The sequence below is a fragment of the Afifella sp. IM 167 genome (assembly GCF_020144925.1).
Lineage (GTDB): Bacteria > Pseudomonadota > Alphaproteobacteria > Rhizobiales > Afifellaceae > Afifella.
Window position 1 is genome coordinate 21,431 of the sequence record NZ_NSLC01000003.1, and the last position, 25,986, is coordinate 47,416.

General features: G+C 67.5%; 23 protein-coding genes. 17 read left to right on the forward strand and 6 right to left on the reverse strand.

The window, feature by feature from the left end; translation table 11 throughout:
* Position 1 precedes the first annotated feature (1 nt).
* From CLD20_RS05315 to CLD20_RS05325, 3 genes are all read left to right on the forward strand, one after another.
* Positions 2 to 802 carry a creatininase family protein gene (locus tag CLD20_RS05315; RefSeq protein WP_224405569.1) on the forward strand — a complete coding sequence of 267 codons (801 nt, stop codon included), beginning with the start codon at positions 2 to 4 and terminating at the stop codon, positions 800 to 802.
* Between the two features lie 151 nt (positions 803 to 953).
* Positions 954 to 1,901 carry an NAD(P)/FAD-dependent oxidoreductase gene (locus CLD20_RS05320; protein WP_224405955.1) on the forward strand — a complete coding sequence of 316 codons (948 nt, stop codon included), beginning with the start codon at positions 954 to 956 and terminating at the stop codon, positions 1,899 to 1,901.
* Positions 1,901 to 2,809, forward strand: a complete 909-nt coding sequence (locus tag CLD20_RS05325; RefSeq protein WP_224405570.1) for a LysR family transcriptional regulator — start codon at positions 1,901 to 1,903, stop codon at positions 2,807 to 2,809. The genes CLD20_RS05320 and CLD20_RS05325 overlap by 1 nt, the downstream gene beginning before the upstream one ends.
* Before the next feature lie 6 nt (positions 2,810 to 2,815).
* Here the strand turns inward: CLD20_RS05325 and CLD20_RS05330 are convergent, their stop codons facing one another.
* Positions 2,816 to 3,895 (reverse strand): Glu/Leu/Phe/Val dehydrogenase, encoded by a 1,080-nt coding sequence (locus CLD20_RS05330; protein ID WP_224405571.1) that lies wholly within the window; start codon positions 3,893 to 3,895, stop codon positions 2,816 to 2,818.
* Positions 3,896 to 4,111: 216 nt separating this feature from the next.
* Between CLD20_RS05330 and CLD20_RS05335 the strand changes: the two genes are divergently transcribed.
* The gene (locus CLD20_RS05335) at positions 4,112 to 4,792 is read left to right on the forward strand and encodes a DUF1007 family protein (RefSeq protein WP_224405572.1); all 681 of its coding nucleotides are present in this window, start codon (positions 4,112 to 4,114) and stop codon (positions 4,790 to 4,792) included.
* Positions 4,783 to 5,823, forward strand: a complete 1,041-nt coding sequence (locus CLD20_RS05340) for a nickel/cobalt transporter (RefSeq protein ID WP_224405573.1) — start codon at positions 4,783 to 4,785, stop codon at positions 5,821 to 5,823. Before CLD20_RS05335 ends, CLD20_RS05340 begins: the two co-directional genes overlap by 10 nt.
* A gap of 29 nt (positions 5,824 to 5,852) precedes the next feature.
* On the opposite strand, the gene CLD20_RS05345 is transcribed toward CLD20_RS05340, so the two are convergent.
* Positions 5,853 to 6,626 carry a gamma-glutamyl-gamma-aminobutyrate hydrolase family protein gene (locus tag CLD20_RS05345; protein ID WP_224405574.1) on the reverse strand — a complete coding sequence of 258 codons (774 nt, stop codon included), beginning with the start codon at positions 6,624 to 6,626 and terminating at the stop codon, positions 5,853 to 5,855.
* A 184-nt stretch (positions 6,627 to 6,810) separates the two neighbouring features.
* Here CLD20_RS05345 and CLD20_RS05350 point away from each other — a divergent pair, with 184 nt between their 5' ends.
* The 8 genes from CLD20_RS05350 to CLD20_RS05385 all read left to right on the forward strand — a co-directional run bounded on the left by CLD20_RS05350 (position 6,811) and on the right by CLD20_RS05385 (position 17,322).
* The gene (locus tag CLD20_RS05350) at positions 6,811 to 7,902 is read left to right on the forward strand and encodes a TRAP transporter substrate-binding protein (protein WP_224405575.1); all 1,092 of its coding nucleotides are present in this window, start codon (positions 6,811 to 6,813) and stop codon (positions 7,900 to 7,902) included.
* A gap of 170 nt (positions 7,903 to 8,072) precedes the next feature.
* Positions 8,073 to 8,615, forward strand: a complete 543-nt coding sequence (locus CLD20_RS05355; protein ID WP_224405576.1) for a TRAP transporter small permease subunit — start codon at positions 8,073 to 8,075, stop codon at positions 8,613 to 8,615.
* Positions 8,616 to 8,650: 35 nt separating this feature from the next.
* Positions 8,651 to 10,267, forward strand: a complete 1,617-nt coding sequence (locus CLD20_RS05360) for a TRAP transporter large permease subunit (RefSeq protein ID WP_224405577.1) — start codon at positions 8,651 to 8,653, stop codon at positions 10,265 to 10,267.
* A 9-nt stretch (positions 10,268 to 10,276) separates the two neighbouring features.
* Positions 10,277 to 11,044, forward strand: coding sequence for an SDR family NAD(P)-dependent oxidoreductase (locus CLD20_RS05365; RefSeq protein WP_224405578.1), 768 nt, complete (start codon positions 10,277 to 10,279; stop codon positions 11,042 to 11,044).
* A 78-nt stretch (positions 11,045 to 11,122) separates the two neighbouring features.
* Positions 11,123 to 11,311 (forward strand): DUF3008 family protein, encoded by a 189-nt coding sequence (locus CLD20_RS05370; RefSeq protein WP_224405579.1) that lies wholly within the window; start codon positions 11,123 to 11,125, stop codon positions 11,309 to 11,311.
* 42 nt (positions 11,312 to 11,353) lie between these two features.
* Positions 11,354 to 11,866, forward strand: coding sequence for a hypothetical protein (locus CLD20_RS05375; protein WP_224405580.1), 513 nt, complete (start codon positions 11,354 to 11,356; stop codon positions 11,864 to 11,866).
* A gap of 198 nt (positions 11,867 to 12,064) precedes the next feature.
* Positions 12,065 to 15,598 carry an indolepyruvate ferredoxin oxidoreductase family protein gene (locus CLD20_RS05380; protein WP_224405581.1) on the forward strand — a complete coding sequence of 1,178 codons (3,534 nt, stop codon included), beginning with the start codon at positions 12,065 to 12,067 and terminating at the stop codon, positions 15,596 to 15,598.
* 185 nt (positions 15,599 to 15,783) lie between these two features.
* Positions 15,784 to 17,322, forward strand: a complete 1,539-nt coding sequence (locus tag CLD20_RS05385; protein ID WP_224405582.1) for a bifunctional diguanylate cyclase/phosphodiesterase — start codon at positions 15,784 to 15,786, stop codon at positions 17,320 to 17,322.
* Positions 17,323 to 17,354: 32 nt separating this feature from the next.
* On the opposite strand, the gene CLD20_RS05390 is transcribed toward CLD20_RS05385, so the two are convergent.
* The gene (locus tag CLD20_RS05390) at positions 17,355 to 17,573 is read right to left on the reverse strand and encodes a hypothetical protein (protein ID WP_224405583.1); all 219 of its coding nucleotides are present in this window, start codon (positions 17,571 to 17,573) and stop codon (positions 17,355 to 17,357) included.
* A gap of 477 nt (positions 17,574 to 18,050) precedes the next feature.
* On the opposite strand from CLD20_RS05390, the gene CLD20_RS05395 reads away from it, so the two are divergent.
* Together CLD20_RS05395 and CLD20_RS05400 are read left to right on the forward strand one after the other, a co-directional pair.
* Positions 18,051 to 18,359: a hypothetical protein gene (locus tag CLD20_RS05395; RefSeq protein WP_224405584.1), complete on the forward strand. Its 309-nt coding sequence runs from the start codon at positions 18,051 to 18,053 to the stop codon at positions 18,357 to 18,359.
* Positions 18,360 to 18,504: 145 nt separating this feature from the next.
* On the forward strand, positions 18,505 to 19,980 hold the full coding sequence (locus tag CLD20_RS05400; protein ID WP_224405585.1) for a radical SAM protein: 1,476 nt from the start codon (positions 18,505 to 18,507) through the stop codon (positions 19,978 to 19,980).
* Here CLD20_RS05400 and CLD20_RS05405 read toward each other — a convergent pair.
* The 3 genes from CLD20_RS05405 to CLD20_RS05415 are packed head-to-tail and all read right to left on the reverse strand — an operon-like array spanning position 19,945 to position 23,610.
* Positions 19,945 to 20,241 carry a DUF1330 domain-containing protein gene (locus CLD20_RS05405; protein WP_224405586.1) on the reverse strand — a complete coding sequence of 99 codons (297 nt, stop codon included), beginning with the start codon at positions 20,239 to 20,241 and terminating at the stop codon, positions 19,945 to 19,947. The genes CLD20_RS05400 and CLD20_RS05405 overlap by 36 nt on opposite strands.
* Before the next feature lie 7 nt (positions 20,242 to 20,248).
* Positions 20,249 to 21,964: a sulfoacetaldehyde acetyltransferase gene (locus CLD20_RS05410; RefSeq protein ID WP_224405587.1), complete on the reverse strand. Its 1,716-nt coding sequence runs from the start codon at positions 21,962 to 21,964 to the stop codon at positions 20,249 to 20,251.
* Between the two features lie 41 nt (positions 21,965 to 22,005).
* Positions 22,006 to 23,610 (reverse strand): GMC family oxidoreductase, encoded by a 1,605-nt coding sequence (locus CLD20_RS05415; protein ID WP_224405588.1) that lies wholly within the window; start codon positions 23,608 to 23,610, stop codon positions 22,006 to 22,008.
* A 436-nt stretch (positions 23,611 to 24,046) separates the two neighbouring features.
* Between CLD20_RS05415 and CLD20_RS05420 the strand changes: the two genes are divergently transcribed.
* Both CLD20_RS05420 and CLD20_RS05425 read left to right on the forward strand, forming a co-directional pair.
* Entirely contained in the window at positions 24,047 to 24,598 is a 552-nt protein-coding gene (locus CLD20_RS05420; protein WP_224405589.1) for a TRAP transporter small permease subunit, read from the forward strand.
* The gene (locus tag CLD20_RS05425; RefSeq protein WP_224405590.1) at positions 24,591 to 25,907 is read left to right on the forward strand and encodes a TRAP transporter large permease subunit; all 1,317 of its coding nucleotides are present in this window, start codon (positions 24,591 to 24,593) and stop codon (positions 25,905 to 25,907) included. The genes CLD20_RS05420 and CLD20_RS05425 overlap by 8 nt, the downstream gene beginning before the upstream one ends.
* The last annotated feature ends 79 nt before the right edge of the window (positions 25,908 to 25,986 follow it).

Genomic DNA, 25,986 nt, shown 5'->3' on the forward strand with positions numbered 1-25,986 from the left:
CATGCTTCGCCGCTGGGCCGAGCTGACCAGCCCCGAGATCGGCGCGCTCGATCGGGCGCGGACCGTCGCCGTCCTGCCGCTCGGGGCAACCGAGCAGCACGGACCGCATCTGCCGACGGGCACCGACACGATGATCGCCGAGGGTATCCTCGCCGAGACGGCCGGGCTCGTGGGGCCGGACGTGGAGATCGTCGTTCTGCCGACGCTCCCTGTCGGCGCCTCGCTGGAACATACCTCCTTCGCCGGCACGCTCTCCTTTTCCGCCGCGGGTCTGATCGACATCGTCACGGCGCTCGGCGGCGACGTCGCCCGGGCGGGCCTCGCCAGCCTCCTCATTTTATCCTCGCATGGCGGCAACAATCCCGCGGTGGCGGCCGCGGCGCTCGAACTGCGTGCCCGCCACCGGCTGATCGCCGTGGCGACCAGCCTGGCCCGTTTCGGCCTGCCGGAGGGGCTCGCGGAGGATCCGGAGCGCGCATGGGGCATTCATGGCGGCTTTTCGGAAACCTCTCTGATGCTGCATCTGAGGCCCGAGCTTGTCCGCCGCGAGGAGTGCAGCCTTTTTCCTTCCGCCCAGAGCGCGCTCTCGGCGAAGTTCGAGCATCTTCGGGCGCACGGTCCGGTGGGCTACGGCTGGATGGCGGAAGACCTGAACGCCTCCGGTGCCGTCGGCGATGCCGCCGCGGCGAGCGCGGCGGCCGGCGCGCAAATCGCGCGCCATCAGGCGGAGCGGCTTGCGGTCCTGCTTGCCGAGATCGCCGGTGCCTCGCCCGATGAGCTTCTGGCGCCCGGCCCCGGCTGATCCGCGTTCCGCAGGCGCTTTACGGATCGGGGCGCCTTTGTTTCAACTGGGATACTGGGTTTCAACTGGAATACCGGAAAAGCTCCACAATGGGCCGAATCAAGGCGGGCCAAATCAAGGCGGGCCAAATCAAGGAAGGGTCTTGAGCAACATGCGCATCGCCATCATCGGGGCTGGCATGGCCGGCCTTGCCGCCGGCCGCCGCCTGAAGGAGGCCGGCGCGGATGCGCTCGTGCTGGAGAGGAACGCGCAGCCCGGCGGCAGGCTCGCCAGCGTCGAGGTCGCCGGGGCCCTCACGGATGCCGCGGCGCTCTACGCGACGGCGCGCGAGCCGGCCTTCAAGGATTTCATGCAGTCGGCGGTCTTCTCCGGCCATGCGACGGGCTGGGCGCCGAAAGGCAGGTCGAGCGACGAGCCCTGGCTGATTGGTTTGCCGACGATGAACGCCCTTTCCGCCTTCTGTGCGGAAGGCCTCGATCTGCGTACCGGCACGGCGGCAGAGCGCATCGGCCATGCCAGCGAAGGCTATATCGTCCAGACGGCGGATGCCGGTCCCATCGGTCCTTTCGATGCGGTGATCGTGGCGATTGCCGCCCCCGCGGCCGGGCCGCTCCTGAAGGCGCATGGCAAGCCCTTCGAGCGGATCGGCGCGGTCGTGATGCGCCCGACGCTTGCCGGGGTTTTCGCCTTTTCGGAGCGGCTGCCGATCGATGCGGATTTCATCGCCGAGGCGGCGACGATCGGGGCGGCGGCGCGCAACGCCTCGCGCGCCGGCAGGGCGGGGGAAGAAGTGTGGATCGTCCATGGCTCAGCCGATTTCTCGGCCGGGCACTTCGAGGAGAGCGACGAGGCCGTGGCCGAGAAGCTGCTGGAAGGGCTCGGTGCTGCGGCCGGAAGCGGGCTGCCTGCTCCGGCGGAACGGCACATCCTGCGCTATCCCCAGGCACGGGTGGAGACGGCGCTCGGCGAGCCGTTCCTCGCCGGCGGGCGCGGCAGGCTCGTCGCCTGCGGCGACTGGTGCCTCGGGCCGCGGCTGGAGGCTGCCTTCATCTCCGGCACGGCAGCGGCGGAGGCCGTCCTTTCCGCACTCGCCGCCTGATGGACACCATCACCAGGCTCGGCGCCTTCGTCGCCGTGGTGGAAGCCGGCGGCTTTTCCGCGGCTGCGCGGGCGGAAGGCAAGTCCAAGGCGCTGATGTCGAAATACGTCGCAGAGCTCGAGGAAGAGCTCGGCGCGCGCCTTCTCTCGCGCACGACGCGCACGCTTTCGCTGACCGAAGCGGGCGAATCGGCGCTGGAGGAGGCGCTGGTCATCCTGGAGCGCGTCGGGGCGCTGCGCGAGAGGGTGGAGGCGACGCATTCGGCGCCGCGCGGCCGGCTTCGCGTCGCCCTGCCGCCCGTCATCGGCGAGTTCGACCTGTCGCGCGGCGTGATGGGCTTTCTCGCCGAATATCCCGATATCGAGATGGAGCTCAGCCTGGCGGATCGCTTCGTCGATCTCGTGGAAGAGCGCTACGATGTCGCCATCCGGATTGCGAGCCTTGCCGATTCCAGCCTGATCGCCCGCAAGCTCGCCGCCTTTTCCGTCGTTCTCGTCGCTTCGCCCGCCCTCATTGCCCGGTACGGAAGGCCGGAGCATCCGGGCGAACTCGCCTCGCTGCCGTGCATCATCGACACCAACATCGCCTCGCGACATCAATGGCCGTTCCGCATCGACGGAAAGCGCCAGTTCGTCGGGGTGTCGGGAAGGCTGACGGTGGATTCCCCGGCCGCGGTCGCGGCGGCGGCGCGGGCCGGTCTCGGCTTCGGGCGCGCCCCATGGGCGAGCGTGCGCGCCGATGTGGAGGCGGGCCGCCTCGTTCGCCTGCTCGACGAATACGAGATCGACGATCTCGGCGTCTATGCGCTCTACCCGCACCGCGAGCGCATGCCCGCCAAACTGCGCGCCTTCATCGACCACATGGCGGCCTGGTTCGACGCCGAGCGCCGGGCCGGCCGAGGCTATTGAAGCGACTCAGGCCGCCTGAGAGCGCCGTCTCGCGGCGGTAAGGCGCTCCTCGGCGAGCTGGTCGGCGATCTCGGCCGTGGTCCTGCCCTCCCGGCTTGCGCGGGCGAATATCGCCGCGAGCGTTGCGCCGATCGCTTCCACCTTTTCCGTCGCGCCCGTACTGGCGCGGCGGGTACCCGCGAGCGCCAGCGCAATCACGCCACCTGCGTTGATGGCATAGTCCGGGGCATAGAGAATGCTCTTCTCGGTCAGCCGGATCGCGTCCTCGCGCGTCTCGAGCTGGTTGTTGGCCGCGCCGGCCACGATGTCGGCGGAGATCTGCGGGATGGTGGTCCGGTTGAGGCCGGCGCCGAGGGCACAGGGCACGAAGATCTCGGCCCGTGCCGCATGCGCGCGGGCGGGATGCTCCACCATCGCATCCCATTCGGCGCGTGCGCGCTCCACGCGCGCCTCGTCGAGGTCGGAGACGATGAGGCGGGCGCCGCTGCGGGCGAGCTTTTCGGCAAGCCGCCAGCCGACATGGCCGAGGCCCTGCACGCTGGCGGTCAGTCCCTCCAGATCGCGCGCCCCGAAGCGGTGCTCGACCGCGGCGAGAATGCCGTGGAAGACGCCGAGCGCGGTGAAGGGAGAAGGATCCTCCACGCCGGAGCCCGGCGTGCCGCGCACATGGGCGGTCGACTGGGCCACCGACGCCATGTCGCGGGGCGAGGTGCCGACGTCCTCGGCCGTCACATAGCGGCCGGAAAGCTCCTCGATCGCGGCGCCGAAGGAGCGAAAGAGCGCTGGCGAGGGGGCGGTGCCGGGCTGCAGCGCGATGACCGCCTTGCCGCCGCCGAGGTTGAGGCCCGCTAGGGCGTTCTTGTAGGTCATGCCGCGCGACAGGCGGAGCGCGTCGGTGAGCGCTTCGGCCTCGCTCGCATAGCGCCAGACGCGGCAGCCGCCCAGGGCAGGGCCAAGGGTCGTATCGTGCAAGGCGATGAAGGCCGAAAGGCCGACCTGCGGATCCTCGACGCGAAGAACCTCCTCGTGCCGATCGTAGGCCGGGTGCTTTTCGAGCTCGGACGCGGCAATGTGGCGCAGATGCATTTTGGGCTCCTTTGCGATGCCACTGACATAGGCCCGAGCAACAGGAAGATTCGGTCGCGAAAGCGGCCATGTGCCGGAGGACGGCCGGCAATTTTTCGTCCCTTCGAAGGCGCGGGGAATAATCTTCCGCCGCGATGACGCCGCAGTTTGCGGGAAAACCCCACATAAGGGCGCTTTCACCGGGGCGAATCGGGAGACAATGCGACAATGCGTTCCATGACGCCTGAGCCTGGTGGTCCGTCTTCGCGCCTGTGCGCCGCCCTGGCGGGCCTCGTCCTCGGCGGCCTTGTCCTGTCCGCGCCGGCGCATGCCCATCCGCATGTGTGGGTCGACGTCGCTTCCGAGATCGCCTTCGACGATCAGGGGCGCATCGTGGCGATCCGCCATCACTGGCGCTTCGACGCCGCCTTCTCCGCCTATGCCGCGCAGGGGCTCGACACGGATGGCGACGGCAAGATGTCCGCCGACGAGCTGAAGCCGCTCGCGGAGGTCAACGTCTCCTCGCTCGCCGAATACAACTTCTTCACCGACCTCATCGCCGGCGGCGAGCCCGTCCCCCTTGGAAAGCCGGAGGATTACTGGCTGCAGCCGTCAGGCGACCGGCTTATCCTGCACTTCACGCTGCCGCTGAAGGAACCGCTGGCAACGAGTGCCCCGGTGACGCTCGAAGTCTACGACCCGGAATATTTCGTCGCCTTCTCGCTGCCGTCCGAGGAGGCCGTGCGTCTCGTGGAGGCGCCGGCCGCGTGCAAGCTCACCGTGACGCGCGGCGAGGAGCCGGATGCGAGCGCGGCGGCGATGCTGGCGACCATCGGCGCCGATCAGCGCGAGCTGCCGCCGGAGCTGAAGGCGCTCACCGACGGAACGGAGAACGCGGCGAGGATCGAATGCCCGTAAGGCGGGCGCTGGCGCTCCTCCTGGCGCTCGCGGCGCTTCTCGCCTTCCGCGACCTCGCCTTTGCGGCGACCTCGCCCTTCGGCGTCGGCTTGCCCGAACAAAGCGGGGCGGGGCTGATCCCGGCGATCGCGGCGCTGCAGCGGCGCTTCTACCAGGAGCTGACGGCCGGCATCGCCGCCATCAGCCGCGACGGCGCCGCCTTCTGGTGGCTCGGCACCGTCTCCTTCATCTACGGCATCGTGCATGCGGCCGGGCCCGGCCACGGCAAGGTGGTGATCTCCTCCTACCTGCTGGCGCATGAGCGCACGGCCCGGCGCGGCATCGCCATCGCCTTTGCCGCCGCGCTGGTGCAGGCGATCGTCGCGGTGGCGCTGATCGGCGTGATGGCGGCGATCCTCGGCCTGACGAGCTTTGCCATCACCGATACGGCGCGGTTTCTGGAGGCCGGCAGCTACGCCCTCATCCTGGCGCTCGGGCTTTATCTCCTCGCCCGCAAGTCACGCCCGTTCCTCGCCCGGCTCCGGCGCCGTTCGGCCGCCGTCTCGCTCGGCGCGGCGGCGAGCCATGCCGGGCATGACCATGCGGGGCATGACCACGGAAGACATGACCACGGGGAGCACGACCATGGCGGGCATGGCCATGGCGGGCACGATCACGGGGCGCATGCCGCCTGCGGCCACTCCCATCTTCCCGACCCCGAGACGCTCGAGAAGGGTGGCGCGAAGGCGGCGGTGGGCGCGATCCTCTCCGTCGGGCTCAGGCCGTGCTCGGGTGCGCTGATCGTCCTCGTCTTCGCGCTGTCGCAGAAGATCTTCTGGGCGGGCGTGGCCGCGACCTTCCTGATGGCGCTCGGCACGGGCCTGACGGTGGCGACGCTGGCGGCGATCGCGGTCGGCGCCAAGGGGCTGGCACGCCGCCTGATGGAGTCCGGGCGCGGCGGGGCAGGGCTCGTCATGCCGGCGCTGGAATGGCTCGGCGCCCTCTTCATCACCGCTTTCGGGGCGCTGATGCTTGCTGGCGCGCTCGCCTGAGGGGGGGCGCGCTCGCCTGGGGAAGAGGCCTATTCGGCCGCCATGCCGAGACGCAGAGACTGGCGGTGGCGGGCGGCCTCGGCGAAGGCGGCGAAGATCGCCTTCGACGGGGGATCTGTCTCGGCCCAGTATTCGGGATGCCACTGGACGCCGAAGGCGAAGCTCGCCGCCTCCGCGACCCGGACGGCCTCGATGGTGCCGTCGTCCGCCTCCGCTTCCACGAGGAGGCCGTGCGCCAGCCGGCGAACCGCCTGGCGGTGCAGGGAATTGACCCGAATGCGGTGCTTGCCGACGAAGGCGGCGAGGCGGCTGTCGTCGCGGAAGGTCACCTCATGGGCGAGGCCGAAGCGGGTGTCCTGATCGTCCGACTGGGGCGAGCGATGGTCGGCCCGGCCCTCTTCCTCCTGCACCTCGGCGATGAGCGAGCCGCCGAGCGCCACGTTGAGTTCCTGAAAGCCGCGGCAGACCGCCAGAAGCGGCACGCCGCGCTGCAGGAGCAGGCGAATGAGGGGGAGCGTGGTGGCATCGCGCGAATGGTCGAAGGGGCCGTGCTTTTCCTCCTCCGGCGTGCCGTAGCGGTCCGGATGGACGTTGGAGCGCGAGCCGGTGACGAGAACCCCGTCGGCCGCTTCCACCGCCGCGTCGAAATCGATGCGATCGGCCATGGAGGGCAGGATGAGCGGCAGGGCGCCGATCGAGGTGATGGCCTTCAGATAGGTCTCGGCGACGCAATGCCAGGCGTAACCGTCCGCCGGCCGCACATCCGCGGTGACCAGAATAAGGGGTGTGCCTCTTGCGCGCATCTTCGTCATCCTAGCTTTGGAGCCGGGTGAAAGTCAGCCCTCTCTGCGGCCCTCTTTAGCCCCTTCCAGGGCGCCGTCAAAAGCCCTCGCCGACACAGTCCGCCGCAGCCTCCGGCGCTGGACAGCTCCATGTGAACATGCAACTTTTCCGCCCCACAAAAGAACCCGACTGGGAGGGACAAGAATGGACCGTCGCTCGTTTCTGAAATCTGCCGGCCTTGCTACCGGCGCCGCTGCTGCGTCGAGCCTTGCGACGCCGGCGTTGTCGCAGAATCGCATGGAAGTGAAGTGCGTTACCTCCTGGCCGAAGAATTTTCCCGGCCTCGGTACCGCGCCGGAGAAATTCGCCGAGATGATCGGCAAGGCGACGGACGGGCGGATCACCGTCAAGGTCTATGGCGGCGGCGAACTCGTACCGCCGCTGAAGTGCAACGACGCCGTGCAGGAAGGCACGGCGGAGATGTATCACTCCGCCGACTACTACTATCAGGGCAAGCTGACCGGCTATTCCTTCTTCTGCGCGGTGCCGTTCGGCTTCACGCCTGCGGAGATCGACGCCTGGATCCAGTACGGCGGCGGCCAGGAGCTGTGGGACGAGGTCGGCGGCCAGTTCGGCATCAAGCATCTGCCGGGCGGCAATTCGGGCGCCCAGATGGGCGGCTGGTTCAAGAAGAAGATGGAGACCGTCGACGACTTCAAGGGTCTGAAGATGCGTATCCCGGGCTTCGGCGGCGACGTGATCAACGCGCTGGGCGGCACCTCGGTGACGCTGGCGGGCTCGGAGATCCTGCCGGCGCTGCAGTCCGGCACCATCGACGCGACCGAATGGGTCGGCCCCTGGAACGATCTCGCCTTCGGCCTCTACAAGGTGGTCAAGAACTACCATTACCCGGGCTTCCACGAGCCGGGCTCCATGCTGGGCTTCGGCATCAACAAGCAGTTCTGGGACGGCCTGCCTGAAAGCGACCAGCAGCTCTTCCGCGCTGCCGCGCTCGCCGTCAACAACAACACGCTCGCCGACTTCAACGCCAACAACAACCAGGCGCTGCAGACGCTGATCAACGATTACGGCGTGGAACTCGTGGAGTTCTCCGACGACATCTACAAGGAATTCGGCAAGGCGGCGAAGCAGGTCCTCGACAATGCCGGCAATTCGGATCCGCTCACCAAGAAGGTCTACGAATCCTTCCTCGACTTCCGCAAGAAGGCGGTGGAGTGGACGCGCATCTCCGACCAGACCTACGCCAACAAGCGCGCGTTGACGCCGTTCAGCTGAGCCTTCCCGGCGGGCCGCCCGGCGCGGCGGCCCGTCATCCTTTTTTCCGAGGGCGGGCCGGTGCCCGCCCTCTTTCGGCCGAAGGCGGATTGTTCTAAGCCGAAAGCACAACCCGGCGGCGATAACGCCCTGCGGACACAGAATCCGGGCCGGATTTCAAGAGTGGGACAGTGAAGGCCATCATCGCCGTCATCGACGGGCTGAACTACCATGTCGGCAGGGCCGTGATGTGGCTCGCGATCGGCACGGCGCTTGTTCAGTTCGCCACCGTGATCCTGCGCTACGTCTTCGCCATCGGCTTCATCCCGATGCAGGAATCCATCTGGTACATGCACGCCATCCTGTTCATGACCGGGGCGGGCTTCACCCTCCTGCAGGACGGGCATGTGCGCGTCGACATCCTCTACCGCGACGCCAAACCACGCACCAAGGCGATCATCGACCTGATGGGGGCACTCTTCCTGCTCCTGCCGGTCTGCATCGCCGCCTTCTGGCTCTCCTTCAGCTACGTCACCAATTCCTGGCGCATCCTGGAGCGTTCGACGGAGGTCAGCGGCCTGCCGCTGATCTTCGCGCTGAAGACCTTCATCTGGGTCTTCGCCATCCTCGTCGGCCTGCAGGGCATCGCCCTCGCGCTGCGGGCGATCGTGGCCCTGAGGGAGCACGACGAGAACTATTCCGCCGCCGGCATCCGGCCGGACAGCGTTCACTAGCCCGTGGCTGCGGCGACGGCCGACGGCAGAGTGTCATGATCGATCCCGTCATCCTTTGCTTTTTGATGTTCGGCGTCGCCTGCGCCCTTCTCATGGCGGGCTTTCCGGTCGCGTTCACGCTCGCCGGCACGGCGCTCGGCTTCGCGCTCGTCGGCTCGGCCCTCGACGTGTTCTCGCTGTCGCTGCTGACGGCCTTCCCGCAGTCGATCTTCGGCACGATGGTCAACGAGACGCTCGTGGCCGTGCCGCTGTTCGTCTTCATGGGCGTCATGCTGGAGCGCTCGCGCATCGCCGAGGAGCTCCTCGACAATATGGGCCGCATGTTCGGCACGCTGCCGGGCGGGCTCGCCTTCTCCGTCTGCATCGTGGGCGCCCTGCTGGCGGCCTCCACCGGCATCGTCGGCGCGACCGTCGTGACGATGGGGCTGATGTCGCTGCCGACGATGATAAAGCGCGGCTACGACAAGCGCCTCGCCTGCGGAACCATCGCCGCCTCCGGCACGCTCGGGCAGATCATCCCGCCCTCCATCGTCCTCGTGCTCCTCGGCGACCAGCTTTCCGTCGCCTACCAGAACGCCCAGTTCTCCATGGGCATCTTCTCGCCGGACACGGTGTCGGTGAACGACCTTTTCGCCGGCGCCCTGTTTCCCGGCTTCATGCTCGTCGGCCTCTATATCCTCTACCAGATCGGCTACGTTCTCGTGCATCCGAAGGGAGCGCCGGCCATCCCGGAAGAGGAACTGGGCGACCTCGCCGGCTTTGCCTTCTTCCGCCAGATCTTCCACGCGCTCGCCGCGCCGATTCTCCTCATCGTCGCGGTGCTCGGCTCCATCCTCATCGGCCTCGCCTCGCCGACCGAGGCGGCCGGCGTGGGCGCCATCGGCGCCACCATGCTCGCCGGCTACCGGCGCGACGAAAGCCGCGGCTGGCCCATCATCCTCGGCGTCCTATGCATGGCCGGGCTTCTCGCCCTGACCTATTCCTTCGACCTGCGCAGCCAGCGCTCGGTGGTGAGCGTCACCGAATGGGCCGCCATCGGCGCGGCCATGGTGCTCACCGTCGGCCTCGCCTTCGGGGTGATCGTCTCGCTCGTGCGCACCTTCACCTGGCGCGACCGGGACGGCGCGCGGGTGCTCGCCGCCGTCTGCCAGTCGACCATGTCGATCTCGGCGATGGTCTTCACGATCATCATCGGCGCGCGCATGTTCTCCATCGTCTTCATCGGGCTCGGTGGCGCCGACTACGTGGAACATGTTCTGGAGAACCTGCCGGGCGGGACGCTGGCGGCGATCCTGCTCGTCATGGCCATCATGTTCGTGATGGGCTTCTTCCTCGACTTCCTGGAGATCGTCTTCATCGTCGTGCCGATCGTGGCGCCGATCCTCCTGCAGATGGAGATGCCGGACGGCAGCTCGATGAGCCCGGTCTGGCTGGGCATCATGATGGCGATGAACCTGCAGACCTCGTTCCTGACGCCGCCCTTCGGCTTCGCGCTCTTCTACCTGCGCGGCGTCGCGCCGCCTGAGATCCGCACGATGGACATCTATCGCGGCATCGTGCCCTTCGTGATCATCCAGATCTTCGGACTGGTGCTCCTGTGGTACCTGCCGCAGGTCGCGACCTGGCTGCCTCTGGCGCTGTACGGGCGCTGAGGCGAGGCGATGACGGACCGCTTCGACCTCTCCGGCAAGGTGGCGCTCGTCACCGGCGCCTCCTCCGGTCTCGGAAAGCGCTTCGCCACGGTGCTCGCGGCGAGCGGGGCGCAGGTAGTGCTGGCCGCAAGGCGGGCCGAGCGGCTCGAAGAACTCGCCGCGTCGATCGCCGCGGAGGGCGGCGAGGCGCTCGCCGTCGCCTGCGACGTCACGGACCGAAAAAGCGTCGCCGCCGCCTTCGAAGCCGCCGAGGCGCGCTTCGGCACGGTGCGGCTCCTCGTCAACAATGCCGGCATCGCGCCGGGCGGCGCCGCGATCGACATGCCGGAGGATGCCTGGCGCTCGGTCATCTCGACCAATCTCGACGCGGCCTTTTCTGTGGCGCAGGAAGCGGCGCAGCGCATGGCCAAGGCGGGCGGCGGCGGGGCGATCGTCAACCTTGCCTCCATCCTCGGCTTCACGGTGATCAAGGGCGTGGCGCCCTATGCCGCTTCCAAGGCCGCCATCGTGCACCTGACCCGGGCGCTGGCGCTCGAATGGGCGCGCTACGACATCCGCGTCAACGCCATCGCGCCGGGCTGGATCGAGACGGAAATCAACGCCGATTTCCTCTCCGGGGCGGCGGGCGATGCGATCCGCAAGGCCAATCCGATGCGCCGCTTCGGCGAGCCCGCCGATCTCGACGGCGCGCTCCTGCTCCTTTCTTCCGAGGCCGGCCGATACATCACCGGCACGACGATTGCCGTCGATGGCGGCCAGAGCCTTTCAGGCAGCTAAGCGAAAACCGGGCGGCTGGGGCGAACCGGCGGCATTTTTTGCGCGTTTTGCAGCATCGACCCATCGGGAGACAGAACGATGCCAGCGCAGTCGAAAGCCCAGCAGAAAGCCGCCGGCGCGGCCCTTTCCGCCAAGCGGGGGGAGACGAAAAAATCGGAGCTCAAAGGCGCATCGAGAAGCATGTATGAATCGATGAGCGAAAAAGAGCTCGCGGACTTCGCCGAGGGGCCCCGCAAGGGCAAGCCGGAGCACAGCTCCAAGAGCTGAGGGCCGACGCGCCTTGCGGCCGGGCGGCCGAAAGGCGCGTGCATGCGAAACGATATCCTTTTCGCGCCGGCATGGGGCCGGCGCCTGGCCTTCGGGGCGTTCCTCCTCATGGCGGGCCTGCTGGTGGCGGGCTGCGCCGATGAGAGCGACAAGCCCTATCTGAGGCTCGCCGGCGGCGGCTTCATCTTCAACTACCGGATCTCCGAAATGCATTACGGCGTCGTGCTGGCGCCGGAGCGCGCGCTGCCCGAGGGCGGCAAGGTGGAAGCTTCCTTCGAGAACCCCGCCGGCGGCGGGCCGATCGTCCTTTCCGCGCCGGTGACGGGGACGGAGAAGAAGTTCGTCTTCGACACGCCCGCTCTGAGCGGCACCAAGAAGGACAGGCCCTATCACGTCGCCATTGTCCTGATGGGCCCCGACGGGGCCGAGCTGCAGCGCATCGAGAAGGATTTCACTTCCTCCGTGGAGCAGGCGGACATGCCCGACCGGCCGCTGACCGTCGGCCCTGGCTACACGCCGAACGTGACGGGGCAGAAGGAAGCCTTCACGAAATAGCCCGGCCGCACCTCGCGCCCACTCGGGGTGCGTGGGCGCGGCAAGTCCGGCATATCTTCCGAAACGCTCCGCTTATGGGGGCCAAACGAGACAAATCTCTCCCGGAACAAGAAAAGCGGGAATGGATTTTCTCCGCGCCTGCGACAAATTTTCCCGAGATCTGCTAATCTCGGCCAAAGGCGCCGGGCGGGAGGGACGATGGTCTCGGGACCGACGAGATTTGCCGAGCGGGAAACGCTCAGAGCTGTCAGCCTGGAAGACAAGTACGACCTCGGCAAGGACGAGGTCTTCCTTTCCGGCACGCAGGCGGTGGTGCGCCTCCTCCTCATGCAGAAGGAGCGCGACCGGCGGGCGGGGTTCAACACGGCCGCCTTCGTCTCCGGCTATCGCGGCTCGCCGATCGGTGGGCTCGACCAGCAGCTGTGGAAGAGCGCCAGGCTCCTCACCGAGAACGACATCCGCTTCCAGTCCGGCCTCAACGAGGATCTGGCGGCCACGGCCGTCTGGGGCTCGCAGCAGGCGGAGCTGAGGGGCGAGGGCCGCTACGACGGGGTCTTCGGGCTCTGGTACGGCAAGGGGCCCGGCGTCGACCGTTCCGGCGACGTCTTCCGCCACGCCAATTTCGCCGGCACCTCCCGGCATGGCGGCGTGCTGGCGCTGATGGGGGACGACCATACCTGCGAGAGCTCGACCACGGCGCACCAGTCGGAATTCGCCTTCGTCGACGCCATGATGCCGGTGCTCAACCCGGCCGGCGTGCAGGAAATCCTCGATTACGGCATCACCGGCTATGCGCTGTCGCGCTTCGCCGGCGTTTGGGTCGGGCTGAAATGCATCAAGGACAACATCGAATCGACGGGTTCGGTCGACGGCAGCGCCGGGCGGGTTCAGATCCGGCTGCCGGAGTTCGACATGCCGCCGGGCGGGCTCAACATCCGCCGCGGCCTGCACCCTCTGGAGCAGGAAGCGCTGTTGCACGACTACAAGAAGGCGGCGGCGATCGCCTTCATCCGCGAGAACCGGCTCAATCGCACCGTCATGGGCGGCGGACGGCAGGCGCGGCTCGGCGTCGTCTCGCTCGGCAAGAGCTGGCTCGATACGCGCCAGGCGCTCGACCTTCTCGGCATCGACGAGGTGAGGGCGGCCGATCTCGGGCTGCGGCTGATGAAGGTCGCGGCGCCCTGGCCGCTGGAGCCGGAGGGGATCCGCGCCTTCGCGGAGGGGCTTGAGACCATCATCGTGGTGGAGGAGAAGCGCTCGCTGGTCGAGACGCAGATCAAGGAGCAGCTCTACGGGCGGGCGGGCGCGCCGATGGTCCTCGGCAAGAAGGACGAGGAAGAGCGGGTCCTGTTCACCGCCAAGGGGGCGCTGGAGGCCAACGACGTCGCCATCGCCATCGGCGAGCGGATCATGCGCCATGCGCCGGACGAGGCGATCGCCGGCCGGCTCGGCAGGCTGAAGCGGGCGCAGAACGTGCTTCACTCGACGCAGAGCGTGGCGGTGCGCACGCCGCATTTCTGCGCCGGCTGCCCGCACAACACCTCCACGCTGGTGCCGGAGGGCAGCCGCGCCTATGCCGGCATCGGCTGCCACTACATGGCGCAGTGGATGGAGCGCGAGACGGACGGCTTCACCCAGATGGGCGGCGAGGGCGCCAACTGGATCGGCGAGGCGCCGTTCTCCAGCCGCGAGCATGTCTTCCAGAATCTCGGCGACGGCACCTACAACCATTCCGGCTACCTGGCGATCCGGGCCGCCAAGGCCGCCGGCGTCAACATCACCTACAAGATCCTCTACAACGACGCGGTCGCCATGACCGGCGGCCAGCCGAACGAGGGCGGCCTCACCGTGGAGGTGATCGCCCGGCAGGTGGCAGCGGAAGGCGCCAGCCGCATCGCGCTCGTCACCGACGATCCGCATAAATACCCGAAAGGCACCAGCTGGCCCGAGGGGATGACGATCCACCACCGCTCCGAACTCGACGCCGTCCAGCGCGAAATGCGCGAGGTGAAGGGTCTTTCCGCCCTCATCTACGACCAGACCTGCGCGGCCGAGAAGCGCCGGCGCCGCAAGCGCGGCCTCGCGGAGGATCCGGACCGGCGCGTCTTCATCAATTCGCTCGTCTGCGAGGGCTGCGGCGACTGCTCGGTGAAGTCGAACTGCGTCGCCGTGCAGCCGCTCGAAACCGAGTTCGGTCGCAAGCGGGTGATCGACCAGTCGAGCTGCAACAAGGACTATTCCTGCCTTTCCGGCTTCTGCCCCTCCTTCGTGACGGTGCATGGCGGCGTCCTGAAGAAGGGCGTCGGCGTCGACCGGGCCGCCCTGCCGGAGGTGCCGGAGCCCGTGATCGAGCCGGTGGAGCGGGTCCGTAGCCTCCTCATCACCGGCGTCGGCGGCACCGGCGTGGTGACGATCGGCGCCGTGCTCGGCATGGCGGCGCATCTGGAAGGAAAGGGGATCGGCATCATCGACATGGCCGGGCTCGCCCAGAAGGGCGGCGCCGTCACCACCCATATGAAAATCGCGCCCAGCGCCGAGGACATCCATGCGATCCGCGTCGGCGCGGAGGAGGCGGATACGGTGCTCGCCTGCGATATCGTCGTCGCCGGTTCGCAGAAGGTGCTCGCGGCGATGCGGCCGGGCGAGACGAAGGTCTTCGCCAATACCTACGAGGCCTATCCGGGCGATTTTACCCGCGACGCCGACTTCACCCTGCCGTCGCGCCGGCTCAGGAAGACCATTGAGGACCGTCTGGGCGAGGAGCGTGCCGGCGAGGGGCGGGCGGGCGCAGAGCTGGCGCATTTCGTCGATGCGCAGGGACTGGCGAGCGCTCTCTGCGGCGACGCCATCGCCTCCAACATGTTCATGGCCGGCTATGCCTGGCAGATGGGCGGCATCCCGCTTTCCAGGAGCTCTATCCACGAGGCGATCGCCCTCAACGGTGTCGCCGTGGAGATGAACCTCGCCGCCTTCGAATGGGGCCGGGCGAGCGCCCATGACCGGGCCGCGGTCGAGAGGGCGGCGGGCATGGCGAAGCCGGCCGGGCACGGGCTCGACGAGCAGCAGGGGCTGGAGGCGCTGCTCGAGCGGCGCGCCGAATTCCTCACCGGCTATCAGAGCCGCGCCTATGCCAGACGCTACCGGCAGAAGGTGGAGGAGATGGCCGAGACGGAGGCGCGCCTTGCGCCCGGCGAGAGCGGCCTTGCCGAGGCCGTCCTCCATTCATTGTTCAAGCTGATGGCCGTGAAGGACGAATACGAGGTAGCGCGGCTCTTCACGGATGGCAGCTTCCGGCGCGAGCTTGCCGGCACCTTCGAGAGCTATGCGAGGCTCGACTTCCACATGGCGCCGCCGGTTCTGGCGCGGCGCGACGCCAAGGGCCATCAGAAAAAACAGAGCTTCGGGCCGTGGATGATGCGGGTCCTGAAACCACTGGCGGCCATGCGCTTCCTGCGCGGCACCTTCGCCGATCCGTTCTCCTATCTCGCCGAGCGGCGGTGGGAACGGCAGCTTCTCGCCGACTACCAGGCCGACCTTGCCGAGATCGCCGACGCGCTGTCGGGCGAGAACCACCACATCGCTGTGGCGCTCGCCTCCTGGCCGCAGAAAGTGCGCGGCTTCGGCCATGTGAAGGAGCATCAGGCGAAGGCGGCGCTCGCCGAGCGCGAACGGCTGCTCGCGGCGTTCAGGAGGCCGGCCGAGGCGCCGGCGCTGCCGGAGGCGGCCGAATAGGGCGGGCATTCTCCCCGCCCGGCCTTCAAGACTCTGAAACCATTCAGTCGCAGAGTGTAACCCGTGGGGCATCGGGCGGCGAGGCGAAAGCTGCTGCCGCATCTTTTCGAGAGGCGATGGGATTCTTTGCGAAAGCCGGGCGCGCTTGTGACGCGCATGAGGAGCAAGTCTGGAGACGGGAGCGCATGAGGATCATACGCAGTCTGGCGATGATCGCATTCGCGGCTCTGGTGGCCTACGCCATCAGCTTCAACACGAACCTGTTCGAGGCGCTCTACCATTACAGCCGCGCCCATGAGAGCTGGCAGCTCGACGAGGTCTTCGGCGGGCTCAGTCTCTTCGCCGTCGTGCTTCTCCTCCTTTCCATCTTTCGCGTCTTCGAGCTTCGCCGGAGGATCGTGCAGAAGGAACGTGCAGAGCGGGAGGCGGGCCGGCTCGCGCGCCATGACGCGCTGACCGGCCTTCCCAACCGGCGCCAGCTCTTCGAGGTCTTCGCGCATCGCAACGCGGTGCCCGATGGAGACGCTCCCTGCGCCGTCTTCCTCATCGATCTGGATCGCTTCAAGCCGGTCAACGACATGTACGGCCACCAGGTCGGCGACGAGGCCCTGTGCATCCTGGCCGAGCGGATGAAGGCGCTCCTCGACGGACATGGCTTCGTCGCCCGGCTGGGCGGAGACGAGTTCGCCGCGATCGTCGATCTCGCCCCCGATTCCCCAGAGCTTCTGCGCCTGGTGCGACAGCTCGCCGAAGCGCTTTCCCAGCCTATCCAGATCGACCAGATGCGGTTTTCCCTGGGCGCCAGCATCGGCGTTGCGGTCTATCCGGAGGATGGACGCGACGCCGATACGCTGCTGCGCAACGCCGACATCGCCATGTACCACATGAAGTCGCAGGGCCGGGGCAGCTTTCACTTCTTCCGCGCCGGCATGGATGCGGAGCTCCTGGAGCGCGTGACGCTGGAGAACGAGATTGACGGAGCGATCGCGCGCGGCGAGATCGAACCGTTCCTCCAACCCCTGATCGACCTCTCCTCGGGCAAGGTGCTGGGCTTTGAGATACTCGCCCGCTGGCAGCACCCGGAGCGCGGCCTTCTCATGCCGGACCTTTTCATTCCGATCGCCGAGGACAGCGGCAAGCTCGGAGCGCTCACCTCGCGGCTGCTGAGCGACGCGACGGCCGTCGTGGCCGGATGGCCGGGAAACTTCGTCCTTTCGGTCAATCTGGCGGCCAAACAGATCGTCGATCCGGACCTGCCGGCCATGCTGCTTTCGGCCGTCAGCGCGAGCGGCTTTCCTCCCTATCGGCTGCAGATCGAGCTGACGGAGAGCGCGCTGGTCGACAACATGTCCGAGGCGCGGGCCGTGCTCGACGAATTGCGGGCCTCGGGCGTGCGCATCGCGCTCGACGATTTCGGGACGGGCTTTTCCGGCCTCTATCATCTGCGCGAACTGAAGCTCGATTCCCTCAAGATCGACCGCTCCTTCATCATCGGCATGCTGGAGGACAAGGACCGGCAGGCGATCGTGGAGGCTGTGCTGCACCTTTCCAGGGCGCTCGGGATCGAGACGACGGCGGAGGGCGTGGAGACGCCGGAACTCGACAAGCGTCTTGCCGATCTCGGCTGCCAGATCGGACAGGGCTTCTACTACAGCCGCCCGGTGCCGCTGGCCGAAGCCGAGGCGCTGCTGCGCTCGACCCGCGAAGCGCGGATCAGCGCATAGAGCTTCCAGCGACGGGCGAGAAGCGAACGGTTCTATGCCGCGAAAGCGCCGACCGCCTGGAGCAGCGTGCCGAGGAGAAGGAGCAGGAGGCCGATCTCGCCCGAACGGCGCACGTTCATCTCATCGATCGTTTCGCGTTCCGGCATCTTCGCGCCGGGCTGACCGGGAAGCGCGATCTGCGGCAGGCCGTACCGGAAGAGCAGCAGAATCCCGACGAGATTGAAGATAACACCGAAAAAAGTGGCAACCATGCTTGCCTCCGATCCGAGTGCGGCCGGAGGCGCCGGAAGGTGGCTGCAGTCCGGAGGCGAGCGCGGGAGAAAGAGCGCGCTCGCCGATCCGGCCCGCCAAGGCGCTCGTATCGGGACAGGACGGTCCCCGTTCCTGCCCTCGCCGGCGCCCGTTCGAACACCCCCCGTGGCGTCCATCCGGCCGAGACAGAACTCTAGCGCGCCTTCGCCCGGCGCGGCAGCGGACAGTTTGTCTCTGGCAGGACGGCGCGCTCGTGCCGGCACGCCCTGATCGTGCGTGCGCCGCATATCGCCGGGGCACTATCGTCGGGGGCATCGCTCCCACAGTATGAACGGCCGCTTCGTTCCTAATAATTTGTTTAATGGAAACTTATTGCGCCGTTTTGACACGAAGTAGCCGGCTAATGGCGAGGCTATCCTCTCTCCTCTATCGATCTGGCAGGAATTCATCGACCGCAGAACTTTCGGGAGGTCACCATGGAAAGCTACGCCAAGTGGTTCAGTGACGGTTTCAACGCTCTGGTGGAGAAGAAGGACGAGGAAGCCCTGCGCAAAGTCGGCAAGGCGATGAAGGAAGTTGGCCTCACCTTCAAGCAGGCCGGCGTCAACGTGCCCGGCGTCCGGGCCGACTGCTCTTCCGATTCCGGCGGGGGCGGCGACTGCTCCGACAATTCCTGTCTCGTCAACAGCGGTGGCGGGGATTGCGGCAACGAATCCTGCCTCAACGCCTCCGACGGAGGTTCTTGCGGCTCGGACGTCTGCAGCTCCTGCGCCAGCTCGGTCTAGGTTTTTCGGGCCGCGCCACCGGCGAACGCCGCACTGCAGCGTTTCGGGCGCCGCGTTTCGGGCGCCGCGTCCCGACCGTCTGGCGGCGGCGCCTTCCCGCCACGAGAAGGCCCAGACAACGAGGCCCGCATGAAGAGGGCTTGTCATGCGTATCTGCGAACCGGAAGCGGTGCCGCGGCTCAGCCGCTTCTTCTTCATGCGGCGAGAAAGCGACAAGATCGCCTTCGCCTTCCTGCCGCATCAGAGCCTGAGGACGGGCGTCCTGCATCCGTGCGAGGCGGTGGGGCTGGCGCTGATCGACGGCCGGCGGAACTGGCGCGAGGTGTTGGCGGCGCTCGCCCTCGTATCCTCGGAAGAACCGGAGGCAGCGGGAGCCTTTCTGGAGCGGCTTCTCGGGCGGATCGATCCGCGCCGGGAGATCGTTACGGAGGCCGTTTCCGAAGACGGCGCCTGCCGGCGCTACGAGCCGCAGGATTTCGTTCTGGCGGCGAACCGGCTCGACCCTTCGAGCCGGTTCGAGGCGCCGTTCGCGATGATCCTGAAGCCCACCTCGCGCTGCAAGACGAATTGCCTCTACTGCTACGCTCCGCGCCAGGATGCCGGCCGCAGGCGGGAAATGTCGCTGGAGCGGATCGCCGACATTCTGCGGCAGGCCTGGCAGGCCGGGGTGCGTCAGGTCAATCTGTGCGGCGGCGACGGCTTCGCGCGCACCGACTTCCTCTCCATCGTCGAGGAGGCGGTCGCCCTCGGCTTCGTCACCGACGTTTCCACCAAGGTGCCGCTGACGCCGGCGCAGGCGGCCCGTCTCGCCGCGAGCGGCCTCGACTACCTGCAGATCTCCATCGACAGCGCCGATCCGGCGATCTCCGACAGGATGGTCGGCCGCCGGGGCCACCATGCGGCGCTGGTGGAGAGCATCCGGGCGCTTCGGGCCGCCGGGCTCTACGTGCGCACCAACACGGTGGTGACGCGCCACAACCTTGCGACGATCGCGGCCACGGTGGACATGCTCGCGGGGCTCGGCATCACCGAGATGAAGATCTCGCCGGCTTTCGCCTCCCACCACACCGGCAGTGGCGAGTACGTCCTCGACGAGAGGGAGGCGGCTTGCCTTGAGAAAGAGATATCGCGCCTCAAGGCGCAATGGGCCCCGCGCGGCGTCGACATCCTCTACGGCCGGCTGAAGCCGGCCGAGGCGATGGGCGCGCAGGAGAAGCGCCGCTTCTGGTTTTCCGGGCGCGGCGCCTGTTCGGGCGGGCGATCGGCGATCTTCGTCACGCCGGAGGGCAAGGTGACCCTGTGCGAGCAGGTGCCCCACCATGCGCCCTTCGTCGTCGGCGACCTCGCGCACCAGTCGCTCATGGATGTGTGGAACAGCGCGGCCGCGCGCGCCATGGCCTATCCGCCGCGCGAGAGCTTTGCCGGGACGATCTGCCACGATTGTCCCGATTTCGAGCGCTGCGCCGTCCAGCGCGGCCATTGCTTCCGCGATTCCTGGTTCGCCTCCGGCAGGCTGTGCGGGCCCGGCCCCTATTGCCCGCATGGCCCGGCGGGCGGGGAAGCGGGCGATCCCGCGCCGCGGGCCTCAGCCCGCCTCGACGATGACGAGCTCGCGCTCTGAGGCGCGGGCGGCGATCTTCACCGCCGCCTGGTAGGCGGGGGAATCGTAGCATTCGACGGCCTTCTCGAAGCTCGGGAAGACCGCCACGGTGTTCCAGGGCCGATCCGTTCCCTCCATCTGCCGGTAACGGCCGCCGCGGGCGAGGAACTTTCCGCCATGGGCGGCAACCGCCTCGGCGGCCATCTTCCGGTAAGCGGCGTATTGCGCCTCGTCCGTGACGGTGACGTGGGCGATCCAGTAAGCCTCGCGTGCGCTCGGCATCGCCGCCTCAGTTGCGGTAGAGCGGCAGGTGCCGCTTCGGCCGGCGCAGCGCATCGCGGCGATAGGGCTCGGAGAGCACCTTTCCGTCGATCATCACTTCCAGGACGACCGGAGCCTCGCTCGCAAAGGCCTCGGCGAGGGCCGGGGCGATCTCTTCCGGCCTGGTGATGCGCTTTGCCACCGCGCCCATGTTGCGGGCGATCTCGGAGAAGGAGGGGTTTTCCAGCTCCGTCCAGAAATAGCGCTCGTCGAAGAAATCGTACTGGTTGCGCCGCTCGGCGCCGTAGACGTTGTTGTTCATGAGGATGGCGACGACGTTCACCTTCTCGGTGACGGCCGTCATCACCTCCTGCAGCGTCATCGACCAGGCGCCGTCGCCGATGATGACGCAGACGGGATCGTCCTTTTGCGCCATCTTGGCGCCGATCGCCGTCGCATAGGAGACGCCGATGCCGCCGAGGGAGCCGGCGCCGAGATACCGGCCGGGCTTTTCCGGGCGCAGATAGGCCGCGGCCGTGCCGCAGACATTGCCGATGTCGAGAACGGCGGTGACGTTTTCCGGCAGGGCCTTGGCGATCTCCATGACGGCGCGGCGCGGATGCATGACCTCGCCGTCGATGTCGGACATCTCTTCCAGCTCCTTCGTCCAGGCGTCTTTCTCCGTCGCGACGGCGGCCTTCACCGCTCCGACGTCGCGGGAGATCGCGGCGCCGCTGAGAGCCTCGACGAGCTGCGCCGTTACCTCGGCGGTGTCGCCCAGAAGGCCGAGGGCGATCGGCTTCTGGGCGCCGAGCTCCATCGGATCGTGCGAGTTCTGGATCAGCTTCGCATCCTCGGGGAAGAAGTCGATCTCGTACTGGGTGTTGAGGCCGAAGGCGTTGAGCCGGGTGCCGAGCGCCAGGATGGTATCGGCCCGCGAGACGACGTTCATCGCCGCCTTGGAGCCCTGATAGCCGATCGGGCCGAGGCCGAGCGGATGGTTCATCGGGAAGGCGTCGTTGTGCATGAAGATGGTGGCGACGGGGGCGCCGAGCATCTCGGCGAGCTCGGCCACCTTCTCCGCCGCGCCGGAGCGCACCACGCCGAGGCCGGCGAGGATGACCGGGTTCTTCGCTTCGGCCAGCATCGCGGCCGCCTTCTCGATCTCGCCAGCGGGGGCGCCGCCGCGGCGCCCGTCTGTGCGGTACTGGTGCGGGCGAAGCTCCGGTTCGTCCCACTCGGCATAGAAGTAGTCGCGGGGAATATCGACCTGCGCCGGGCCGCCGAGCGCCCAGGCGGCGCGGAAGGCGGTGCGGATCGCCTCGCCGATGCGGTCGCCGCGCTCCACTTTCACCTGATGAACGGTGACGGAGCGCAGCATGTCCATCTGGTCGATTTCCTGGAAGGCGCCGGTGCCCATCAGCGTGCTCGGCACGGCGGGGGTGATGACGACGACCGGGGTGTGGTTGAGTTTTGCGCTGGCAAGGCCGGTGACGAGGTTGGTGACGCCCGGCCCGTTCTGGCCGATGCACACGCCCGGCACGCCCTTTGCGCGCCCGTAGCCCTCGGCCATCAGCGCGGCGCTCTGCTCGTGGCGCACCTGCACGAAGCGGATGCCGGCGCGGTTGAAGATGTCGAGCGGATCCATGAAGGCCGAGCCGACAATGCCGTAGATGACCTCCACGCCCTCAAGGCGCAGGGCCTCGGTGAACGCCTCGCTCCCGGTCATGCGTCTCGTTTTCATGTTTTCTCCGTGGGTTGGGCGGTGTGGGGGGGCGCCCGGGGTCAGGCGCGGCGGTCCTCGATGATGAGGTCGCTCGCCTTCTCGCCGATCATGATCGCCGGGGCGTTGGTGTTGCCGGAGACGATCTCGGGCATGATGGAGCAGTCGGCGACGCGCAGGCCCGCAATGCCGTGCACGCGCAGCCTCTCGTCGACGACGGCGCTGGGGTCGCGGCCCATGCGGCAGGTGCCGGTCGGGTGGTAGATGGTCGTCGCCGTGTCGCGGACCCATTCCAGCAGCTCGGCGTCGGTGGAAAGCGCGTCGCTCGGTGAATGGGCGCCGACGATCTTGCCGGCGAGCGGCTCGTGGCGCGATATCTCGCGGGCCATGCGCACGCCGGCGACGATGGTCCGCCGGTCCGTCTCGGCGGCCAGATAGTTCGGATGGATGGTCGGATAGGCGGTGGGATCGGCCGAGGCGAGGCGGATCTCGCCGCGACTTTCCGGGCGGAGCTGGCAGACGGAGACGGTGAAGGCGGGGAAGGGGTGGACGCCCTTGCCGGGGCTGTCGGCCGACCATGGCTGGATGTGGAACTGCACGTCGGGAGTTTCGAGCTCCGGGCGCGTCCTGAAGAAGCCGATGGCGAGGCTGGAGGCCATGGCCATCGGGCCACGGCGCTTCATGGCGTATTCGAGCGCGATCCGGCCGCGGCCGAGGAGCGAGCGCACCTCGTTGTTCAGCGTCGGCTCGTTGCATCTGTAGACGAGGCGGGCCTGCAGATGGTCCTGCAGGTTCTTGCCGACGCCCGGCAGGTCGCGGACGACCTCGATGCCGTGGGCGGCGAGCTGGGCCGCCTCGCCGATGCCGGAGAGCATGAGGAGCTGCGGGGAGTTGATGGAGCCGGCCGAGAGCACGACCTCGCCGCGCACGCGCACCGTCTGCTCGCCGCCCTCCGCATCGCGAAAGACGACGCCGGCAACGCGGCGGTTTTCAACGATCAGGCGCGTCGTGCGGGCGCGGGTGATGATCCTGAGATTCGGGCGGGACTTCGCTGGCCGCAGGAAGGCGACCGCCGACGAGCAGCGCCAGCCGTCGCGCGAGGTGAGCTGGACATAGCCGACCCCTTCCTGGGTGGCGCCGTTGCAATCGGGATTGAAGGGGTAGCCGGCATCCTGCGCGGCCGCGACCCAGGCGTCGCAGATCGGGCGCGTCAGCCTCAGATCGGTGACGGAGAGCGGGCCGCCCTTGCCGTGGAAGGCGCTCTCGCCGTGCTCCTGATCCTCGGCGCGGCGGAAGAGCGGCAGCACCTCGTCCCAGCTCCAGCCGGAATTGCCCATCTGCGCCCAGCGATCGTAATCCTGCGGCTGGCCGCGCACATAGACGAGCCCGTTGAGGGAGGAGGAGCCGCCGAGAACCTTGCCGCGCGGCCAGTCGATCGAGCGGCCGTTGAGACCGGGATCGGGCTCGGTGCGGTAGCACCAATCCACCTTCGGATTGTGCATCGTCTTGAAGTAGCCGACGGGGATGTGGATCCAGAGGCTGGAATCGGGGCCCCCCGCCTCCAAGAGCAGGACCTTCACCGAAGGGTCGGCGCTGAGGCGGTTGGCAAGGACACAGCCCGCCGATCCTCCGCCGACGACGACGTAGTCAAAATCGAGATCGCCCAAAGCGTTCCCGTCCCTCTTTTGTCTTTTATAAGTCTTGCAAACTGTTTCTAATGCGCGTTTATTGAGCCTGCAAGCATCATTTTTTGCGCATCTGCGAAGGGGACGGGAACCTTGATCGGAGAGGGAGCGGTTTGCCGGGCAAGTGACAAGGCCTTGAAAACGGCTCGCTTTTTCCGCCCGTCCTCCGATTTCGCAACCGCGAGAAGCCTCGCGGGGCGCCTTCCTCGGCGCTTGTCGGACATGGCCCTCAGATCGGGCGGTCCGCGCCTGGAGGAAGTCTTTACCCAAAGCCTGCCCGCGGCAAGAAAAGACGGCGTGGGCGAGGGTTTTCCGGCGCGGGCAACGACCCGCTCCGGCACGGCAAAAATCACAAAAGCGAACAAAAAAACCCGGCAGGCCGCACGGCCGTCGAAGGGGAGGGAATGTGTCTATGGGGATGAGCGAGGCGAGCGAACGTCGCCTTCGTAGGGCAACCGAATTCCTCGACATACCGGGGCGGATCGTGGGCAAGGCGGCCGCCTGGCTGATCGTGCCGATGATCGGCGCGCTGGTCTACGAGGTGGTCGCCCGATACGGCTTCAACAGCCCCACCATGTGGGCCTACGACGCCACCTTCATGCTCTACGGGGCGCTGTTCATGCTCGGCGCGGCCTATACGCTCGGCCAGGACCGGCATGTGCGCGCCGACTTCCTCTTCAACGTGCTGCCGCCGCGCTGGCAGGGGGTCATCGACGGCGTGATGATCCTCTTCCTGTTCTTCCCGGCGATGTTCTTCTTCACCGAGGCGACCTTCATCTATGCGCGCACCTCCTGGATGCAGGGCGAGCGCATTCCCACCAGCCCGATGATGCCGATCATCTATCCGCTGAAGGCGGTGATGCCGATCACCGGCGCGCTGCTGCTCGTCCAGGGCGTCTCCGAGCTCCTGAAGAGCTGCTACTGCATCGCGGCGAACCGGCCGTTCCGCGACGGGGGCGTCGATGTCTGACCCCGTCCTCGGCCTCGTCTCGCTCGCGGCCATCTTCGCCGGCATCCTGACCGGCTATCCCATGGCCTTCACCTTCATCTTCGTCTCGCTGGTGTTCGGCTACATGGGCATGGGCGACCGGGTCGTCGGCCTCATGCAGTATCAGTTCTTCTCGCTGATGCGGAACACGACGCTCGCCGCGATCCCGCTCTTCCTGTTCATGGGCTTCGTGCTGGAGCGTTCGGGCCTGATGGACCGCATGTTCCGGGCGCTGCGGCTCCTGCTCGGGCGCCTGCGCGGCTCGCTCTATCTCATCGTGCTTCTCGTTGCGACGCTGTTCGCCGCGGCCACCGGCATCGTCGGCGCCTCCGTCACGGTGCTCGGCGTCATGGCCGCGCCGATCATGCGGGAGACGGGCTACAACACCCGCCTGTCGGCCGGGGCGATCGGCGCCGGAGGCACGCTCGGCATCCTGATTCCGCCCTCGATCCTGCTCATCGTCATGGGTCCGGTCGTCGGCGTGCCGGTCTCCGACCTCTTCACCGCGGCCATCGTGCCGGGCCTCGTGCTTGCCACGACGTACATCGTCTACACGCTCGTGCGCAGCTACATGAACCCGGAGCTCGGGCCGCCGCTCACCAGCCAGGAGCTCAGCGAGACGAGCTTCGGGGAGAAGATGCTGGAGCTCCTCCTCGGCATCGTGCCGGTGATGGTGGTGATCTGCTTCACGCTCGGCGTCATCATCGCCGGCATCGCCACGCCGACCGACGCGGCCGCCTGCGGCGCGCTCGCCTCGCTGGTACTGGCGATCGCCTACCGGCGCATGACCTGGAAATCGTTCAAGCAGTGCGTCTTCCAGACGCTGCTCCTGTCCTCGATGATCATGTTCCTGCTCGGCGCGGCGAACTTCTTCGGCGCCGTCTTCTCGCGGCTCGGCAGCGCCGACCTTCTGACGGAATACCTTCTCAGCCTGTCGCTGCCGCCGACGGTGATGCTGCTCATCATCCTCTTCATCGTCTTCCTGCTCGGCTCGCCGCTCGAATGGATCCCGATCGTGCTCGTCATCGTGCCGATCTTCCTGCCGACGATGGTGGAGATGGGCTACGACCCGCTCTGGTTCTCCATCCTCGTCGCCGTGACGCTGCAGACCTCGTGGCTGACGCCGCCCATGGCGCTGTCGGCCTACTTCCTGAAGGGCGTCGTGCCGGAATGGAAGATGGGGGACATCTATCTCGGCATGACCCAGTTCGTCTTCCTGCAGCTCCTCGTGGTGCTGGCCCTGGTCATGTTCCCGCAGATCGTCCTGTGGCTGCCGAACGCCCTGCAATAGGGGGCGCCGCAGATTATTCGAACGAGAAAGGAGGAAGCCGGACTGAAAAGAAGAAGAAACAGAGACCGACAACAGGTTC